This is a genomic window from Nonomuraea mangrovi (assembly GCF_042681425.1).
GTDB lineage: Bacteria > Actinomycetota > Actinomycetes > Streptosporangiales > Streptosporangiaceae > Nonomuraea > Nonomuraea mangrovi.
Window position 1 is genome coordinate 111091 of record NZ_JBHUFV010000020.1, and the last position, 17864, is coordinate 128954.

The 17864-nt window shown below is 71.2% G+C and carries 20 protein-coding genes; 10 read left to right on the forward strand and 10 right to left on the reverse strand.

What is annotated here, in order from left to right:
* Positions 1-15 precede the first annotated feature (15 nt).
* Entirely contained in the window at positions 16-768 is a 753-nt protein-coding gene (locus ACFSKW_RS12835; protein WP_379572421.1) for an SDR family oxidoreductase, read from the forward strand.
* Positions 769-1039: 271 nt separating this feature from the next.
* Here ACFSKW_RS12835 and ACFSKW_RS12840 read toward each other — a convergent pair whose 3' ends face one another.
* Positions 1040-1273, reverse strand: coding sequence for a hypothetical protein (locus ACFSKW_RS12840; protein ID WP_379572422.1), 234 nt, complete (start codon positions 1271-1273; stop codon positions 1040-1042).
* Positions 1274-1365: 92 nt separating this feature from the next.
* Here ACFSKW_RS12840 and ACFSKW_RS12845 point away from each other — a divergent pair, with 92 nt between their 5' ends.
* On the forward strand, positions 1366-2937 hold the full coding sequence (locus ACFSKW_RS12845) for an MFS transporter (RefSeq protein ID WP_379572423.1): 1572 nt from the start codon (positions 1366-1368) through the stop codon (positions 2935-2937).
* Here the strand turns inward: ACFSKW_RS12845 and ACFSKW_RS12850 are convergent.
* From ACFSKW_RS12850 to ACFSKW_RS12860, 3 genes are all read right to left on the reverse strand, one after another.
* Positions 2895-3410, reverse strand: coding sequence for a GNAT family N-acetyltransferase (locus tag ACFSKW_RS12850; protein ID WP_379572424.1), 516 nt, complete (start codon positions 3408-3410; stop codon positions 2895-2897). The genes ACFSKW_RS12845 and ACFSKW_RS12850 overlap by 43 nt on opposite strands.
* A 265-nt stretch (positions 3411-3675) precedes the next feature.
* Positions 3676-4557, reverse strand: a complete 882-nt coding sequence (sigJ, locus tag ACFSKW_RS12855; protein WP_379572425.1) for an RNA polymerase sigma factor SigJ — start codon at positions 4555-4557, stop codon at positions 3676-3678.
* A 127-nt stretch (positions 4558-4684) separates the two neighbouring features.
* Positions 4685-5617: a radical SAM protein gene (locus tag ACFSKW_RS12860; protein WP_379572426.1), complete on the reverse strand. Its 933-nt coding sequence runs from the start codon at positions 5615-5617 to the stop codon at positions 4685-4687.
* A 186-nt stretch (positions 5618-5803) separates the two neighbouring features.
* Between ACFSKW_RS12860 and ACFSKW_RS12865 the strand changes: the two genes are divergently transcribed.
* Positions 5804-6127 carry a DMT family transporter gene (locus ACFSKW_RS12865; protein WP_379572427.1) on the forward strand — a complete coding sequence of 108 codons (324 nt, stop codon included), beginning with the start codon at positions 5804-5806 and terminating at the stop codon, positions 6125-6127.
* Positions 6124-6717 (forward strand): TetR/AcrR family transcriptional regulator, encoded by a 594-nt coding sequence (locus tag ACFSKW_RS12870; protein WP_379572428.1) that lies wholly within the window; start codon positions 6124-6126, stop codon positions 6715-6717. The genes ACFSKW_RS12865 and ACFSKW_RS12870 overlap by 4 nt, the downstream gene beginning before the upstream one ends.
* Positions 6718-6927: 210 nt before the next feature.
* On the opposite strand, the gene ACFSKW_RS12875 is transcribed toward ACFSKW_RS12870, so the two are convergent.
* The gene (locus ACFSKW_RS12875; protein WP_379572429.1) at positions 6928-8298 is read right to left on the reverse strand and encodes a DUF5050 domain-containing protein; all 1371 of its coding nucleotides are present in this window, start codon (positions 8296-8298) and stop codon (positions 6928-6930) included.
* A gap of 292 nt (positions 8299-8590) precedes the next feature.
* A complete protein-coding gene (locus ACFSKW_RS12880; RefSeq protein ID WP_379572430.1) occupies positions 8591-10039 on the reverse strand; it encodes an MFS transporter in 1449 nt (482 codons plus the stop codon).
* A gap of 137 nt (positions 10040-10176) precedes the next feature.
* Between ACFSKW_RS12880 and ACFSKW_RS12885 the strand changes: the two genes are divergently transcribed.
* Positions 10177-10770, forward strand: a complete 594-nt coding sequence (locus ACFSKW_RS12885) for a helix-turn-helix domain-containing protein (RefSeq protein WP_379572431.1) — start codon at positions 10177-10179, stop codon at positions 10768-10770.
* A 45-nt stretch (positions 10771-10815) separates the two neighbouring features.
* Here the strand turns inward: ACFSKW_RS12885 and ACFSKW_RS12890 are convergent, their stop codons facing one another.
* A complete protein-coding gene (locus ACFSKW_RS12890) occupies positions 10816-11655 on the reverse strand; it encodes a helix-turn-helix transcriptional regulator (protein WP_379572432.1) in 840 nt (279 codons plus the stop codon).
* A gap of 98 nt (positions 11656-11753) precedes the next feature.
* On the opposite strand from ACFSKW_RS12890, the gene ACFSKW_RS12895 reads away from it, so the two are divergent.
* The 4 genes from ACFSKW_RS12895 (at position 11754) to ACFSKW_RS12910 (ending at position 13987) form a co-directional block, all read left to right on the forward strand.
* Entirely contained in the window at positions 11754-12188 is a 435-nt protein-coding gene (locus ACFSKW_RS12895) for a PPOX class F420-dependent oxidoreductase (RefSeq protein ID WP_379572433.1), read from the forward strand.
* A 25-nt stretch (positions 12189-12213) separates the two neighbouring features.
* Positions 12214-13215: an aldo/keto reductase gene (locus ACFSKW_RS12900; RefSeq protein ID WP_379572434.1), complete on the forward strand. Its 1002-nt coding sequence runs from the start codon at positions 12214-12216 to the stop codon at positions 13213-13215.
* Between the two features lie 262 nt (positions 13216-13477).
* Positions 13478-13618 (forward strand): hypothetical protein, encoded by a 141-nt coding sequence (locus tag ACFSKW_RS12905; RefSeq protein WP_379572435.1) that lies wholly within the window; start codon positions 13478-13480, stop codon positions 13616-13618.
* A 144-nt stretch (positions 13619-13762) separates the two neighbouring features.
* On the forward strand, positions 13763-13987 hold the full coding sequence (locus tag ACFSKW_RS12910) for a hypothetical protein (protein ID WP_379572436.1): 225 nt from the start codon (positions 13763-13765) through the stop codon (positions 13985-13987).
* A gap of 78 nt (positions 13988-14065) precedes the next feature.
* Here ACFSKW_RS12910 and ACFSKW_RS12915 read toward each other — a convergent pair whose 3' ends face one another.
* A complete protein-coding gene (locus ACFSKW_RS12915; RefSeq protein WP_379572437.1) occupies positions 14066-14626 on the reverse strand; it encodes an RICIN domain-containing protein in 561 nt (186 codons plus the stop codon).
* 282 nt (positions 14627-14908) lie between these two features.
* Between ACFSKW_RS12915 and ACFSKW_RS12920 the strand changes: the two genes are divergently transcribed.
* Positions 14909-16045, forward strand: a complete 1137-nt coding sequence (locus ACFSKW_RS12920) for a lipase family protein (RefSeq protein WP_379572438.1) — start codon at positions 14909-14911, stop codon at positions 16043-16045.
* A 445-nt stretch (positions 16046-16490) separates the two neighbouring features.
* On the opposite strand, the gene ACFSKW_RS12925 is transcribed toward ACFSKW_RS12920, so the two are convergent.
* The gene (locus ACFSKW_RS12925; protein WP_379572439.1) at positions 16491-17051 is read right to left on the reverse strand and encodes a hypothetical protein; all 561 of its coding nucleotides are present in this window, start codon (positions 17049-17051) and stop codon (positions 16491-16493) included.
* Positions 17048-17722, reverse strand: coding sequence for a hypothetical protein (locus tag ACFSKW_RS12930; protein WP_379572440.1), 675 nt, complete (start codon positions 17720-17722; stop codon positions 17048-17050). Before ACFSKW_RS12930 ends, ACFSKW_RS12925 begins: the two co-directional genes overlap by 4 nt.
* Positions 17723-17864: the final 142 nt, after the last annotated feature.

The following is a 17864-nucleotide window of genomic DNA, read 5'->3' on the forward strand; positions in this document are numbered from 1 at the left end:
GAAGGGCAGAACAAGATGAGCATCACCACGTTCGCGGTGGCGGGAGCGACCGGGCGGCTGGGACGTCACGTCGTCGACGTCCTGACCGAGCGGGGGCACCAGGTCGTGCCGATGTCCCGCGCCACCGGCGTGGACATCATCACCGGTGAGGGCCTCGCCGAGGCCCTCACCGGGGTCGAGGTCATCATCGACGTCGCCTCCTGGCACTCCTCCGACCAGGACGCCGCGACGGAGTTCTTCCGTACGTCGGCCCGCAATCTGCATGAGGCCGGCCGGAAGGCGGGGGTCGCCCGGATCGCCATGGCGTCCATCATCGGCGCCGACAAGGCCACCGCCGGTTTCCTGGCCGCCAAGAAGGTGCACGAGGAACTCCTCCTGTCCGGCCTGCTCCCCGTCCGCATCCTGCGGGCCGCGCAGTTCCACGAGTTCGTCGGCCAGCTCCTGGACTGGCAGCAGGGCGACGTCGCCTACCTCCCGGCCCTGCCCACCCAGCTCGTGGCCTGCCGCACCGTGGCCGAGGAGCTGGTCGAGCTGGCCACCGCCCCCGCCGCCCCAGGAACACCGATCCCCGAGATTGCCGGACCTCGAAAGGAGATCATGGCCGAGGCGGCCCAGTTCCTCGGCGCCCGCCGAGGCATCAAGGTCGTCGGCGTCGACGGGTCCGGCATACCCGATGCCGAGATCGCCGCCAACGGCGGGTTCCTGCCCAGCCCGCACGCCAAGCTCGCCGGACCCACCTTCCAGGAGTGGCTCGACACCCAGCCCTGAGCCGACCTTGCCCTTGTTCTCGGAACTCCACCACCCCGGGGCCCCGAGAACAAGGGCACCCCGAGCCTCACCCTCGGAATCTTCGGACGACATCCTCAGAAAGGGGGCTCACTCATGCCCGACACCACGACCGCATCGGTCCTCATCGACCTGCAGAACCTCGTCGTCGGCCTCCCCACCATCCCCTACACCGGCTGTGAGGTGGTGGCCTGTGCGGTCGAACCGGCTGACGCCTTTCACCACCACGGTGCTCCGGTTGTCCTGGTCCGGCTCACGGCCAGCGCGGACGGATCAGATGCTGCGCCAGGACGCACCGAGATCCCGCGCCCGTCCGGCCCTCTGCCCGCGCGTGACGCAGTTGAGCACCAGGCCGCGTGCTCTCGGCGTTGGCACCGAAATCGATCAACGTGGTCAGTGTCTTGAGGAAGCCCGACACGGTGGCAATCCGTGATGCCGGCAGCGCCCGCATCTCACCGTCGGCATCGACGTCGGGCGGCGGCACCATCTCGGTCCCCGGGGCGGCGCCGGTCTCACGCCGCGTTCGCGGACAGCCACAGGCGTCTTGACAATTATATTTGTCGGTGGGACGGTGAGGCCATGAACCGCCAATGGATCGGCCTGGCCGTGCTCGCCTCCGTCGCCCTGCTGCTGTCACTCGACGTCAGCGTCCTCTATCTCGCCCTGCCGCAGCTCAGCGCCGATCTCGGCGCCGACGCCGCCCAGCAGCTGTGGATCATGGACGTCTACTCGTTCATGCTCGCCGGGTTCCTCGTCACCATGGGGACCCTCGGCGACAGGATCGGCCGCCGCAAGCTCCTCATGATCGGCGCCGCGGCCTTCGGCGTCGCCTCCGTGCTGGCCGCCTACTCCACCAGCGCCGAGATGCTCATCCTCACCCGCGCCCTGCTCGGCATCGCGGGCGCCACCCTCATGCCCTCCACCATGGCGCTGCTGCGCACCATGTTCCCCGACCCCAAGCAGATGAGCGCCGCCATCGGGCTGTGGTTCTCCTGCTTCATGGCGGGTCTGGCGCTCGGCCCGCTGGTCGGCGGCCTGCTGCTGCAGCACTTCTGGTGGGGCTCGGCGTTCCTGCTCGGCGTGCCGTTCATGGCGCTGCTGCTGATCGCGGGCCCGCTGGTGCTGCCCGAGTACCGCGCCCCGCAGGCCGGGCGGCTCGACCTGACCAGCGTCGCGCTGTCGCTGGCCGCCATCCTGCCGCTCATCTGGGGCCTGAAGGAGGTGGCCAGGAACGGCTGGCACGCCGCGCCCGCGCTGGCCGTCGCGGCCGGGCTCGCCTTCGGCACCGGCTTCGTCCGCCGCCAGCGCCACCTGCCGCACCCGCTGCTGGACCTGCGCCTGTTCGGCAACCGCGTCTTCACCATCACCATGACGATCATGACGGTCGGCGGCGTGGTCATGGCGGGCACCACCCTGCTGTCGACCCTGTACCTGCAGCTGGTGGCCGGCCTGTCACCCCTGGAGGCGGGCCTGTGGCTGATCCCGCAGAACATCGCCATGATCGCCAGCATGTCGCTGGCGCCGCTGGTCGCCCGCAGGATCCGCCCCGCCTACGTCATCGCCACCGGACTGCTGCTCGGCACCGCGGGCTTCCTCCTGCACACCCAGGCCGACGCGGTCGGCGGCCTGCCTCTGGTCGTGGCGGGGCTGGTGCTGGCCTCCGCCGGCATCGCGATGCCGATGGGCGTCGGCAACGGCATGGTGATGTCGGCCGCCCCACAGGAGAAGGCGGGCTCGGCCGCGGCCGTCACCGAGACCGGCGGCGAGTTCGGCATCGCGCTCGGCCTGGCAGCCCTCGGCTCCCTGGCCACCGCCGTCTACCGCGGGCAACTACCCGACAGCTTCCCCGAGGCGGCCAGGGAGGGCATCGCCGCCGCCGCGAACCTGCTCGCCGAAGCGCCCGCCCGCTTCGCCGTCGCGGCCGAGGCCTTCACCACCGGCCTGAACGCCGCCGCGTGGGTGTGCGCGGCGCTGTTCGCGGCGCTGGCCGCAGTGGCGGTCCTCACGCTGCGCGGCGTACGGCTGGAGCAGCCCGCCTCCGAGCACTCCCTGCCCGAGCACACCCTGCCCGAGCACTCTGTGCCCGAGCAGGCCGCGGTGGAGCCGCCTCAGGCGTTCGAGCCGGCCGAGACCCTGCGCTCGAGCACCTGACCGGGCCACTCGCCGACCTTGAACTCCTCGGTACGGCGGAACCCACAGCTTTCGTAGTAACGCACCAACCGCCCGTCATCACCGGCGTAGCAGTCCACCCGCACCAGGTCCACACCCTGCTCGGCGGCCTCGGCCACCGCCTGATCCAGCAGCGCCCTGCCCACCGCGCGCCCGTGGAAGCGCTGGTCGATGACCAGCCCCTGGACGTACACCTCGGGCTCGGGCGCTGCGGCCACGTAGGCGACAGGTTCGCCGAGCGTCATGCACCCGGCCGGCCTGCCGTCGAGCTCGGCGATGCGCATCCCCTCACCCCCGGCCCATCCGTTCACCATCTCCACGCGCTTGGCACTGGCGGAGAAGGGCTCGCTGCCCCACTGCCCGGTCCGCCCCTGCGACACCAGCCACTCGATCGCACTGTCGAACATCGCCAGCACCGCCGCCACGTCGTCCGGCCCACCTTTGCGAATTTTCATCCCGGAATCCTACGACCGGCTGGTCGAGAAGCCGCCCCCGGATCCGACCTACCGGCGAAAGGGCACCTCGGACAGGGGAGCGCGGCGTTGCGCGGCCCCTCCACCGCCGACGAGCACGCCCTGGCCTTCGCGCCGCTGTGGCGCGCCACCCCCAAGGCGGAGGGCTCCGGCTGATCCTGCCACCCGCGCAGCGCCTGCGCCTGACCCTGGTGGAGACGCGCACCTTCGACGGGCGCACCGTCCTGCCGCGCTACCGGCGCCGAGCTCAACCGCCGATCCTGGCCAGCTTGTCGGGGTTGGTCACGGCGTAGACGCCGCACACCTGCCCGCCGTCCGCGCTCAGCTCCAGCACGATCACCGCGAACGGCGAGCCGCCCGACATCAGCAACGCCGACAGCTCCCCGTTGACCCGCACCAGCCGTACCCCGAGGTCGGGCACCGGCCGCCGCCTGGAGTCGCCGATGATCAGTTGCGCGACCCTGTCCCTGCCGTGGACGGGGCGCGCTCCGGCGGCCCTGGCCTTGCCGCCGCCGTCGGCCCAGAGCGTCACCTCCGGCGCCAGCACAGCCATGAGGGCGCCGAGGTCGCCGCCCGTCACCGCGGCGAGGAACCGTTCGGTGACCTGCCGCCTGAGAGCCGGATCGGGCCGGTGGCGGGGGCGGCGGGCCTGCACGTGCTCCCTGGCCCTGTGCGCCAGCTGCCTGATCGCCGAGGGGCTGCGCTCCAGGATCGGCGCGATCTCGGTGTGGGCGTAGCCGAACACCTCGTGCAGCACGAACACCGCCCGCTCCAGCGGCGTGAGCGTCTCCAGCACCACTATCAGCGCCATCGACACCGACTCGGCCCGCACGGCCGGATCGGACTCGCCCGCCTGGACGGGGGAGACCAGCGGCTCGGGCAGCCAGGGGCCGACGTAGTCCTCCTTGCGGCGGCTGATGCTCACCCTGCGGGCCAGCGCGGCGTTGACCGCCACCCGCACCAGGTAGGCGCGCGGGTTGGCGATCGGCTCGCCCTGACGGCTCCTCGGCGCCCAGGCGAGCCACGTCTCCTGCAGCACGTCCTCGGTGTCGGCGACCGTGCCCAGCAGGTTGTAGACGAGCGAGAACAGCAGCTCGCGATGGTCGAGGAAGATCTTCGTCGCGTCCAACGTCGGTCCCTTCGGGGCGGGTGTCACCTCATGAGAGCGACGCCCGGCCCGGAATGTGACATCAGCCGTCACGCCAGCAACCGCGGCCGACCGGATACGGCCGGCTCGGCGCGTGCTCGCGCAGGCCTCAGACCAGGGCGAGCTGGTCGGCCTGCGGCGGCCTGCCCGCCGGAGCGGGGGTGGGACCGCAGTGCATGCCGTAGGAGCGGGCCAGCTGCGCGATCTGCCCGGTGATGCGCTCCTCGTAACCCGGCGAAGGCATCCCCGCCTTGTCGTACAGCTCGGCGTAGCGCTCCACCAGCGCGGGATGGGCCTGCTCCAGCCACGACAGGTACCACTGCCGCGTGCCGTACGGCAGGCGCAGCACCACCGGCCGCACCCCCGAGGCCCCCGCCGAGGCGATGCGCCGCACGGTGGCGGCCAGCTGGTCGGCCGCGTCGCTCAGCAGCGGCAGCACCGGCGACATCAGCACCTGGCAGTCCACCCCCGCCTCGCACAACGCCGCCACCAACTCCAGACGCCGCTGCGCGGTCGGCGCGCCGGGCTCGACCGCCCGGCGGATCTTCTCGTCGACGAACGCGATCGACACCGCCACCCGCGCCCCGGCGGCGGCCAGGATCCCGGCATCGCGCAGCACCAGCGGGCTCTTGGTGTAGACGGTGAAGGCGACGCCCGCCTCCGCCAGCGCCGCGACCATGCCGGGCATCAGCCGGTAGGTGGCCTCGGCCTCCTGGTAGCAGTCGCCCGTCACGCCGATCGCGACCGGCTCGCCCCGCCAGCGGGCCAGCTCGGCCCGCAGCCGCACGGCGGCGTTGGCCTTGACCACGATCCTGGTGTCGAAGTCGCGCCCGGCGTCCAGGCCGAGCGAACGGTGCGCGCGCCTGGCCCCGCAGCCGCGGCAGGCGTGCGCGCACCCCCGGTAGGGGCTGACCGCCCACCGTTCGGTGACCCCCGAGGTCGGAGGCACCTTTTCGATCATCGTTCGGGCCTGCGTCTCGTAGAACCCGCCGCGCACGACGGCACGCCGCTCTATCGCGGGGCGCTCGTCTGCGACGTCCACGAGCGGAAGCGCGTCCCAAGCCACAGACCCATAGAACACGCATTCGACACCCGTTTCAAGCAGAACGGCACAAGGACACGGGCGGGCCTTCGGCGCCTGCCGCTCGTCTCAAGGCCGCCCCCTGGTCGTCGCGGCAGGCCAATCACTAAACTGGTACGGTCGTCCCAATTCATGGAAGGTTCGCTCATGGCCTGGCTGCTGCTCTTCGGCGCGATCGCGACAGAGGTCGTGGCGACCTCCGCACTCAAACTCAGCAACGGCTTCAGCCACCTCGGCTGGAGCGTCGTCGTGGCGGCCGGCTACATCGCCTCCTTCGTCCTGCTGGCCCAGGTGCTGAAGATGCACATGGACGTCGGCACCGCCTACGCCGTCTGGTCCGGTGTGGGCACCGCGGCCATCGCGCTCATCGGCGCCCTGTTCCTCGGCGAGAGCCTGACCTTGGTCAAGGTCGCCGGGATCCTGCTCATCATCGGCGGGGTGGTCGTGCTCAACCTGGCCGGTGGCCATTGACCGGCCGGGCGGGACGGCCGGTCGTACCGGATGAGGAACCGGAACGGCCGGAGCCGGGCCAGCCGCAGCAGACCCGCGCCCGCAGGCGCAGGGCGGCGCTGCTGGCGGCGGCCGTCGAGCTGCTCACCGAGGGAGGGTTCGCCGCGGTCACCCACCGCGCGGTCGCCCAGCGCGCGGCCCTGCCGCTGGCGGCCACCACCTACTACTTCACCTCCCGCGACCAGCTGCTGGCCGAGGCGTTCGGCCTGCTCGTCGACTCCGAGCTGGCCACCACCCGCCAATGGGTGAGCACTCACGGGCTGCGCGCCGTCCTGGAGGAGGTGGTCGAAGCCGACCGCATGCGGCAGCTGGCCCTGTGGGAGCTGTACGTGCACGCCGGTCGCGACCCCGTGCTGCAGCAGATCGCCCGCCGCTGGACCGACGGCTGCGTCGCCGTCATCGCCGAGGCCCTCGAACTGCCCGCATCCGAGACCCGGGTGCGGCTGCTCTACACGACCGTCTCGGCGCTGTGGCTGGAGCACGTGGTCGAGCAGCGGCCCGCCGACGACGCCCGCGTCCTGCTCGACCTCGCGCTGCGGGCCGTCACCTAGACCCGCCGCCCGTCAGCGGCACGCCGGGCCGTCCACGGCGTGATCTTCCGCCCCCGCGGCTTCGCCCCGCCCGCGGGCGCCTCGATCGCGGCACCCGCGAACCCGCGGGCACGCCCTCGCTGCCGCTGACGCGGATCCGCGTCCTACCTCTCAACCTCGCGCACGTGACGCATGCCGGTGGCACGAGGTTGAGAGCTGGATGCTAGGGCGTCAGGGGCAACCCGCGCCGCTGGCGGGATTGGTGCAGGAGTCGATGCCGAGTCCACCGTTGTTGACGTTGATGCCGGCACCACCGTCGAGCGTGTCGTCGCCGGGGCCGCCGCTCAGGAAGTCGTTGCCCGCACCGCCGCTGAGATTGTCGTCGCCGGGGCCGCCGCTCAGGAAGTCGTTGCCGGCGCCGCCGTCGAGGGTGTCGTTGCCGGTGCCGCCGTCCAGGGCGTCGTCACCCAGGCCCCCGAGCAGAGTGTCGTTGCCGCCTCCGCCGCTCAGGATGTCGTTGCCGCCCAGGCCGCAGATGACGTCGTTACCGGAGGTGCCGACCAGCAGGTTGTTCCCGGCTGTCCCGGTGATCGTGCAGACGACCGGCGGTGCGACGCCCCAGTCGGGCTCGCGGTCGTCGGCGGGGTTGTCGGTGAGGTTGACCGGCCCGCTGCCGTCGGCGTTCATCGAGTAGATCTCCCCGTTGCCGTCCCTGTTGCTGAAGAAGGCGATCTTGGTCCCGTCCGGTGACCACGCCGGCATGCTCTCGCCCGCGGGGTTGTCGGTGAGGTTGACCGGCCCGCTGCCGTCGGCGTTCATCACGAAGATCTCCCCGTTGCCGTCCCGGTCGCTACGGAAGGCGATCTTCGTGCCGTCCGGGGACCACGCCGGCTCGAAGTCGATCGCGGCGTTGTTGGTCAGGCGCGTCTGCGCGCTGCCATCGGCGTTCATCACGTACACCTCCAGGTTGCCGTCCCTGCTACTCGTGAAGGCGATCTTCGTGCCGTCCGGCGACCATGACGGGTCGAAGTCGCTCGCGGCGTTGGCGGAGAGGTTGGTCTGCGCGCTGCCGTCGGCGTTCATCGCATACACCTCGAGGTTGCCGTCCCGGTCGCTACGGAAGGCGATCTTCGTGCCGTCCGGGGACCACGCCGGATTGAACTCGCTCGCGGCGTTGTTGGTCAGGCGCGTCTGCATGCTGCCGTCGGCGTTCATCGCGTAGATCTCCGCGTTGCCGTCCCGATTGGAGGAGAAGGCCACCCTGGCCGCGTTCGGGGACCACACCGGGTCGACGTCGCCGGCGGGGTTGTCGGTGAGGTTGGTCTGCGCGCTGCCGTCGGCGTTCATCGTGTAGATCTCCGCGTTGCCGTCCCGGTCACTGGCAAAGGCGATCTTCCCGTTGACGCCCGGGACCACCGCCCCGGCCGGCACCGCCGACATCCCGACGGCCGTCACAGCCGTGACCACAGCCGTGACCACAGCCGTGAGCACGGCTGTCACCGCCCGGCCTGCGATCGTCCCGGCTCCGCCTCGCGTTTTGCGTGCGCCTGCCGTCCGCCCGACGACGGCCGTCCCCGCCTGAGCAACGTCCTTGCTGTACATGGCCTCCCCTTACGTGCTTCGTTTCGCGCATCCGTGTGTCCGGTTCGCAGAACATGTGCCGGGGGTGATCCACAAGACTGTCGCCCAAGCTCACGGGAGTGATGTGGGGGGGTGTGGTGACCAGCGTAAGTGGTGGAACCAGTGAGCATGCAGGTAGCTGAGAGGTTCTTTGCGAGTGCTGTGAGCTGGCACGATGCAGGTTCGGCAGAGTGGTTGATCTTCATACTCCCGGGTGGTGGAGAACGGGGCGTGCGCGGCGGTATCGAAGGCGCCGGTACCGACGGACCGGTCGTCAGCCCCCACCCGGCCGTTCTCCCGCCGGCACCTGCTCGGCCCGCCTACCGCCCGGCTCCGCGCCCGTTCGCGGCGCCCGGTCCGCGCCGGTAGCCGGGACCAGGAGGGTCACGGCAAGGACGAGCAGCCCGCAGCCGGCGACCAGGAGCCAGCCGGGACGCAGTGCCTGGGCGAGGTGCGCGGGTGGCGTGTGGGCGAGGAGGCTGCCTGCGATGGCGATGCCGAAGGCTGAGCCGAGCTGGCGGGCGGTGGAGGTGATCCCGCCGGCGACGCCGGCACGGGCGGGGGGCAGGCCGCTGACCGCGGTGTTGGTGATCGGCGCGTTCGCGAACCCGAACCCGATGCCGACGAGCAGGTAGGCCGCCGACAGCAGCCGGACGTCGGTGTGGTCGCCGACGATCACGAGGCAGAGGCCGCCCGCGGTGAGGAAGCCTCCGGCGAGCCCCAGCGGCGGGCGCGGGCCGTAACGCCCGACGAGCACCCCGGAAAGCGGCGCGCACACGGTCGCGGCGATCGCCATCGGGAGCGTGACCACCCCCACGTCCATCGGGCTCATGCCTCTGGCGTGCTGGAGGTAGAGGGTGTTGAGCAGGAGGGTCGCGTTGAGGGCGATGAACACCACGGCCGCGCCCACGACGGCGGCGGCGAACGGCGGCCGGCCGAACAGCCGAGGATCCACCAGCGGCTCGGCCCGTCGCGACTCCACCAGCCCGAAGGCGGCCGTGGCGGCGACGATGACGACGTAGCCGGCGACCATCACGGGCGAGTCCCACCCGATGTGCGCTCCCTCGATCAGTACGGCGACCGAGCAGCCGACCATCACGGTCAGCAGCAGCTGCCCCGGGCCGTCGAGCCGACGCGGTCGCTGTGCGCGCGACTCCGGGACGAAGAGCGCGGTCAGTGCCAGCGCCACGGCGACGACCGGCACGTTGATCCAGAAGATCGACCGCCAGCCGGCCCCCGAGACCAGAGCGCCGCCCACGAGCGGCCCGGCGGCCATGCTGACGCCGAAGACGGCCGCCCAGACGCCGATCGCGCGCGCCCGTTCCTTCGGCTCAGTGATCACGTTGACGACGATCGCGAGCGCCACCGGGCTGAGCATCGAGGCGCCGACCCCTTGCGCCACGCGCGCCGCGACCAGCACGCCGACGTTCGGCGCGAGCGCGCACGCCACGGACGCGGCGCCGAAGACGACCAGCCCGAGCCGGAACACGCGTCGCCGTCCGATGCGGTCGGCCAGCGCACCGGAGGAGATCAGCAGGCTGGCCAGCACGAGCGTGTACGCGTCGACCGTCCACTCCAGACCGCGGGTGCCCACCCGCAGGCCGGCGCCTATCGATGGCAGACCGACGTTCACGATCGTCGTGTCCAGTCCGACCAGGAACAGGCTCAGACAGCAGATCGCCAGCACCGTCCGACGTCTGCGCGCGGAGGGTTCGGAATCCATGGTTGCTCCTTCGTGGTGCTTGGCGGGCGCTCGTGGGATCGAGGCCCGCAGGAGCAATGTCGGGGCGCAGGCCGCCCAACGGGTAGGGATTTTGCGGAAACTGCAAAGAACCCGTCCGGCAGGCCACACTGGTAGGCGTGGATGTCGAACTGGAGCAGGTCCTCGCCGCCATCGGACCCCGGCTGCGCTCACTGCGCCGCGACCGCGGCATGACCCTCGAAGCGCTGTCGGCGGAAACCGGCATCTCGGTCAGCGGCCTGTCCCGGATCGAGTCCGGCAAGAGACGCCCGACCCTCGAGCTGCTCATACCGCTCGCGCGAGCACACCGCGTCGCGCTCGATCAGCTCATCGCCGCCCCGGCGACCGGCGACCCACGAGTTCACCTGACCCCACTGCGGCGACGCAAAGGGAGCGTCCTTGTGCCTCTGACGCAATACCCGGGCCGCCTCCAGGTCTTCAAGCAGGTGATCGCGCCCTGCCCTCGCAGGCTCGTCACCCACGCCGGCTACGAGTGGCTCTTCGTCCTCGCAGGGGAACTGCTGCTCGTTGTCGGGGAGCGCGAGCTCACGCTCCGTCCCGGCGAGGTGGCCGAGTTCGACACGGCCGAGCCGCACTGGTTCGGCCCCGGCGGCGACCACCCCGTCGAGATCCTCCACATCTTCGGCAAGCACGGTGACAAGGCCCGGGTGCGCGCACGCCCGGCCGCCCCGCCCGGCCACCCGGCCGACTGAGCACGCCCCTGCCAGCCGGGACGGGCGACCACGCCTGTCCGCAGGTCAGCGAGGGCAGGCACCCAGAGCACGGGCCAAGGAATCCAGCGCCGCCGCCGTGGCCTCGTCGGCCGCCAGGTACACCACCAGGCGCTGCTCGTCGCTGTCCGCCAGCTCCATGCTCTCGTAGGCCAGCGCCAGCTCCCCCGCCTCGGGGTGCGACCACCGCTCGACGCCCGTGCGTGACGGCAGCGCCGCCGACGCCTCGAACCTGCCGCGGAACCGGGCGCCCGCCACAGCGGTCAACTCGTCGGCCAGGCGTCGCGCGTGGACGTCACCGAGGGAGGCCGCGGCCCGCACCTCGGCGGCGCGCTCGTCGGCCACCCGCTCCCATTCGGGGAAGGCCGACAGCGCGCGGGCATCAGTGAAGACGAAACGGGACAGAACGGGAGCAGAGCCCTCCAGCAACCCCACAGGGCCCGCGAGCCGCTCGAACCCTGCCGTCCAGGCCAGCAGCTCCCCGACCCGGTCGACCACCACCGCCGGCGCCGGCTCCAGCCGGTCGAGCAGCGCCCGCACGGTCGGACGCACCTCGCGCACGGGCCGCCCGCCCTCCTGGCAGACACCACCGCTGCTCGCCTTGACCAGCCGGTGCAGGTGAACCCGCTCCTCGCCGGACAGGCGCAGCGCGTCGCCGAGCGCGGCCAAGATCTCGGGAGAAGGACGGCGGTCACGCCCCTGCTCCAGCCGGGTGAGGTACTCCACGCTGACCCCCGCCAGCGTGGCCAACTCGGCGCGCCGCAGCCCGGGCGTACGGCGGCGCGGCCCGTCGGGGAGCCCCACGGCGACGGGCGTGATGCTCTCGCGCCTGGCACGCAGGAACGCGCCCAGTTCGTTGTCTCCCACGCTCGGAGTCTAGTTCGCACGCCGTGAGCCTGGCCCCCGCAGGGCCAGCCTCACGGCGGCCTTCCTCCACCGGCCCCCAGCCGGGCAGGCTCGGATCCATGAGCGCATTCACCGACGACGAAGTGGCGTACCTGACCAGCCAGCCGCTGGGCCGCCTGGCCACGGTCGGCCCGGACGGCAGGCCTTCGGTCAGGCCGGTGGGGGTCATCTACGACCCCGCCTCCGGCGGCCTCGTGATCGGCGGGGTCGCCGGTTCGGACATGGCGGGCAGCAAGAAGTTCCGCGACGCGCGAAGCCACCCCGACGTGGCGTTCGTCGTCGACGACCTGGCGGCCGTCGACCCGTGGACGCCGCGCGGCATCGAGATCCGCGGCCACGCCGAGACGCACACCGAAGGCGGCGAGCAGGTGGGGGAGCGCCTGGACGCGCCGTTCCCCTTCGAGCCTGCCTGGATCCTGATCCGCCCGCGCCGCATCCTGACGTGGGGGATCGGCACAGGCGCCTTCGAACTGACCGCCCGCGCGGTCGCCTGACAACGGCAAGAGAGGAACCCCCAACGTGCGTTACCACCTGCTGGGCAGAACCGGCCTGCGCGTCTCGGAGCTCTTCTTCGGAGCGATGACCTTCTACGAACGCGGCGGGGCCGTGCCGGAGCACCGCGCCATGCTGGAGGCCTACGCCGACGCCGGAGGCAACGTCATCGACACCGCCTCCGCCTACGGCCAGAGCGAGGACATCGTCGGCGAACTCCTCACCGGACGACGCGACCGCTTCGTCCTCGCCACCAAGTACACGCTCTCACGCGACCAGGGCGACCCGAACGCCGCGGGCAACCACCGCAAGAACCTCGTCCTGTCCCTGGAGCGGAGCCTGCGCCGGCTGCGCACCGACTACATCGACCTCTACTGGGTGCACATCTGGGACCGCCACACCCCCGTCGAGGAGACGATGCGGGCACTCGACGACGCCGTACGCGCGGGCAAGATCCTCTACGTGGGCATCTCCGACGCCCCGGCGTGGCTGGTCAGCCGGGCCAACACCCTGGCGGAGTGGCGAGGCTGGACACCGTTCGCGGGCTTGCAGGTGCCGTACAACCTGCTCAGAAGGGACGTCGAGCGCGAGCTGCTGCCGATGGCCGAGGCGTACGGCATGAGCGTGGCCGCCTGGGGGCCGCTGGCCGGAGGCGTCCTGTCGGGCAAGTTCACCTCCACCGGCCACAACGCCCCGCCCGGCGGCACCCGCGTCGACCCCGGCACGCTGACCCCGCGCGACCACGACGTGGCGCGCGCCGTCCAGGAGGTAGCCCTCGATCTCGGCGCGACCCCCGCGCAGGTAGCGATCGCCTGGACCCGCGCCAGGTCCGCCGCCGTGCATCCGATCGTCGGCGCCAGAGACCTCAAGCAGCTCACCGACAACCTCGGCGCGGTCGACGTGGTCCTGCCCGAGGAGGCGGTCCGCCGGCTGGAGTCGGCGTCGACGTTCGAACTCGGCTTTCCCGGCGACTTCATCGCCGAGTGCGAGGCCGACCCCTGGGCGTTCGGGACGGGAACCGTCTCCTGAGGCGGACTCCTCAGCCGATCAACCGGCGTCGACGTCGCCCTTCACGCGCAGCCGCTCTCCCGGCAGCCGGCCACGGCGCCCTGGACGTGCACAGTCGGGTCGCCTCCTCCAGTCCTGAGGGCGCGAAGCGTGTGAACGGGTAAGGGGATGCGCGCAGCCGCCAGTCTCGGTTCCCGGGTGACGATCAGGGCGCCTCGGATCTGCTCGCAGATCATCTAGAACGTGGCTTCAGCAGACCACACCGCTCGATATCGTCCACCAGGTGTCCGGGCCCACCGCAGTGCGGCTGGAGGCGGCCCGGTTCGCCGCTACCGGCACCGCTGGGACGGCCATAGCGCACGGCAACGGCAGCGGCTACACCACCCTCGCCTACGAACAGATCATGCAGTGGGCGGGGCTCTGACCGCTTCGGGCATCGTCAGCGACAGCGAGGCCGTACCCTGCGGCCCTATCTGCAGGTGAGAGATCCGGGAGCACCTCGGCCTCCCTGCGCGCGACGGGCCCGCGGATCGAGCGGGCGACCCGCATCACCGACGCAAGCGGCAGGGTGACCTTCACCTGGTCAGGCGGCTTCACAGGCCCGCCAGTGGTGGCGGTCGGCCTCGAGGCGAGCGCCGGCTTCCGCTCCCATCGCATCGCTGCCAACTCCGCGACGTCCACCACGGTTCACGTCCTGGCCGCCTCGGGGGTGACGCTTCCTGGCACAGGCGTTCTGGCGGCCGGCCAGGACGCCGCCGGCGTCACCGTGCATGCGGTGGCAGTCGGCGCCTGATCGTTCATCGTGGCGGCGCGGCTCCTCCGCTCCCTTCAGGACCCGGAAGAGCCGCTCCCCACTGTGCGTGCGAATCCGCTAGTAGTAGTAGACCAGCCGCCACTTCTGGCTGGCGCTGTTGTAGTTGTCCCACAGCTGCATCGGGGTGCCGTTGCTGCCGATGTTCTGCCACACCGGATCGAGCACCCGGCCTCCTGCTGCCGAGATGGCGCCTGTCGGGTTGCCGTTCGGTCCGACGTACCAGAGCTGGTTGAGGTTGTTGAACTGGTGGTAGCAATCCCAGGCGACGACCCATGTGCCGTTACCGCCGTTCCACACGGCATCCACGCACTTACCGTCCCAGGCGTTGACCAGCAGGAACCGGTCGTAGCGCGGGTCCTTGCGCAGATACCACTGCTGGTTCCACTGGCCACGGCCGTAGCAGTCCCACAGCTGCAGACGCGTGCCGTTGGGGGCGGGCTGGCCGCCTGGTTGCGCGGGAGAGTCCAGACATCGGTCGTTGTAGACGTTCCGGATCTGGAAGGGGCCGACGCTGCCGGGAGGCGGAGCGACCGGGCCGGCCGAGCGGACGGAGGCCTGTGCAGGAACGGGAACAGCCACACAGGACAGCAAGAGCACCATCAGGAGAGCGCGCTTCAAGGGGTTTGCCTCCTCTCATCGGGGGGTTTCCTGACGAGCATCGGCCTGGCCACGCTCGCCCGCATGAGTAAGGCCTACTCAGACGAACCGACTCTCCTCCGCCATCGGGCAACAAATCATGCCTTGTGGACATGCCGCGCGGGCCAGGCTCCCAGACGGTCCTGGACCGGGAGGGCAACATCGGCGAACTGCCTTGACATGGGCCTTGACAGCAGGTTACTGGCGGGTAACCATCAGGTTCCCGCCACGTGACAGCGTGGTCATCCCCCAGAGGACGGTGCCATGAGAGTGTCCGTGCTCCTCTCGCTGCTCATCCCGCTCATCCTCCTCCCCACGCCCGCCAAGGCCGCCTCGGTGACCGCAGGAGACGTCATCTCCGCGCAACCGACCACGGTCTACCTGCTGCCGGGCAAGCTGCTCGAAGTGCCTGTCAACGCCTGGCACCTGCTCTACCGCTCCACCTCGGCGACCGGCTCACTGAACGCCGTCTCCGGGACCCTGCTCGTGCCCAAGGCGAGCTACCCCTTAGGCAGGCGGCCCATCATCGGGTACGCCGTGGGCACCCACGGGCTCGGCGACCAGTGCGCCCCGTCCGTCAGCATGAGGGAGGGCCGCGAGGCCGAGCTCGCGCTCGTCAGCCTCTTCCTGCTCAAGGGCTTCGCGGTGGCCATCACCGACTACGAAGGCCTCGGGACGCCGAGCCAGCACACCTACATGGCCGGCATCTCGCAGGGGCAGGCGGTACTCGACTCCGTCAGAGCCGCCACCAGGCTGCCCGCGTCGGGACTGTCGCCCAGCGCGCCGATCGGCATCATGGGCTACTCCCAGGGCGGCGCCTCCGCCGCGTGGGCGGCACAACTTCAGCCGACGTATGCGCCCGAGCTGCGGCTGCGCGGCGTCGCCGCCGGCGGGGTACCCGCCGACCTCAAGGCGGTGGCCGAGCACCTCGACGGCACCGCGAACTTCGGCCTGGGCGCGGCGGCCGGCGTCGGCTTAGACGCGGCCTACGACGAGCTCGACCTGTTCAACGACCTCAACGACCGCGGCAAGGCGCTGATGGCCGACGCCGCCGACGACTGCGTGGGCGACCTCGGCAAGCTCGCCGGGCTGAGCTTCGCCGACCTGTCGCCGATCGACCTGCTCAACCAGCCCAAGTGGGTGGCGCGGCTGACCGAGAACCGGCTCGGCGCGCGTTTGCCGCAGGTGCCCATGTTCCTGTACCACGCGCGGGGGGACGAGACGATCCCGCACGCCGTGGGCGCCACGCTTCGCTCCGAGTACTGCGCCGGCGGCGTGAACACCCGCTGGGCCTCCCTGTCAGCCGGCAGTCACGTGCTGGGGGCGGTGGAGGGTGGGCCGCTGGCCATCGAATGGCTGGCGCTCCGCATCTACGGCCTCCCGGCGTTCGGCAACTGCTGACATCTCCGACGGCGGCGGGCGCTCTTCCCTCTCCGCGCCTGCCGCCTCACCCACCGGCCTTACCCCTCCGGGCTGAACCTTGGACGATGGCTGCTATGCGTGGATCGAGCAGAGCCCCATGCTTGCCCCGCAAGCCAGGTTTGCTGCTGGGGCCTGGCGAAGAACCGTGCACAGAGCCGGTGCTGCCGCGGGCGGCGTACGGACCGGGGGGGTACCAGCTCGACCCGGACGGCGGGGCGGTGTGGGTCGGGTCGACGCCGTGGCTCTCATGGTGAAAGCCGAACGCCTCAGAATCTTAGTTCTGGGGCGCTTTGTTTATCGGCGACCAATCGCGGTAGCCGAGCGTCTTCGGATCGGGCTGCTGCCGGCCGGTCCGAGGAATGTCACCCCCACATGGTCGCGTGAGAATCGGGGGGTCGAGGACTGCCACGACCTGGCCCGCCGCTCACTTCCTGAAATAGGCGCGCGCCGACGGCAGCACGAGCAGGACGATGACGACCAGCGAGACGACAGGCGTGACGATCAGGCGTGCGTCGGACACCGCGAGCAACCAGGCGGGGTAGACGCGATCGCTCACGTCGAGGATCGCCTGCGCGTCCACGCCTTCGCCCAGGATGGACTGCAGGTACTGCGTCTGCGACATCTGGCTGGTGAGGATGAAGACGTCCAGGGCCAGGAAGAGCGGCTGGAAGATCAGGGTCAGGATCCGGCCCGCACGTCTGCCTGCCAGGTTCAGCCAGGCCAGGGTCACGGCGATCAAGGCGGTGGTGCCGGGCAGCACCAGCGCGTAGCCGCCCTCGTCGAAGTGGAGGTTGTTCTCGGCCAGCAGGGAGGGGGACAGGCCCTGCCTGACGAGTTCGGCCTCGGCCGCGGCCTGGACGTCGGCGCCGTAGACGAGACCGGCGACGGGGGCGATCAGGAAAGCCAGGGCGAACAGCAACTGCAGGACGCCCGCGACGGTGACGGTGACGGTGCGGGGGCGGGGCCGGATGTCGGTGAAGTTCATGCCGGAGACCCTCTCGTCCGCCGCGGACACGGCGCTGTCGCGGCGCTGTCACGGCGCCGGCGGCCACGACAGCGACCGAGCACGGGCGCCCTCTGCGCGGCCGTTCGACCCGATCCCCGTACGGCCGGCGCACGCGCGTTCGTCCGCGCACCTCCGCCCGCGCACCTCCGCCCGCGCACCTCCGCCCGGCACAATCGGTCATGTGCGGACCGCGATGTGGGGGCCACTGGAGATCCGGGCCGGCCGATCGCACGGTCGCGGGCCAGTGGCCGCCGTTCTACGGCACGTAGGTACCGCTTCTGCTGGCGTGCGTCCAGGGCGCGGGGCGCGAGCTTGGGGGCGTCATCGCGACGCACCACGGCGGGGCCGAGCCCGAGCTGGGCGAAGAAGTGGTCCAGCGCGGTCAGATGGGCGTTCACGGTGTTCGACGCCCGGCCGAGGACGGACTTCATGTGGGTCTTGTAGTCGCGGACGGCGAAGTCACGGTCGTGGCTGTCGGTGAGCGGGTCGCCGTCCAGGCCGCTGGCGTCCAGCCAGGCGAGGAAGGTCCGGACGCGGGAGTCGTAGGCGCGTCGGGTGTCGCCGTCCAGCGGGGCCCGTTCGAGGGCCGTGGCGTAGGCGGCCTGGACCGTGGTGAACGTCTCCGGTACCGCTTGGTGCTGCCGCCCCACTGCCAGCCAGCAAGTCGCATTACTCCGGAACAAGAACCGGGCACCCACGCATACGCCGTGCTTCTGCTCAGCAGAGCAAGGCCACGCCACACCGCAACTTCGCGATCAGGCCAGGCGATATCGTCGTCATGTGATCTTTGAG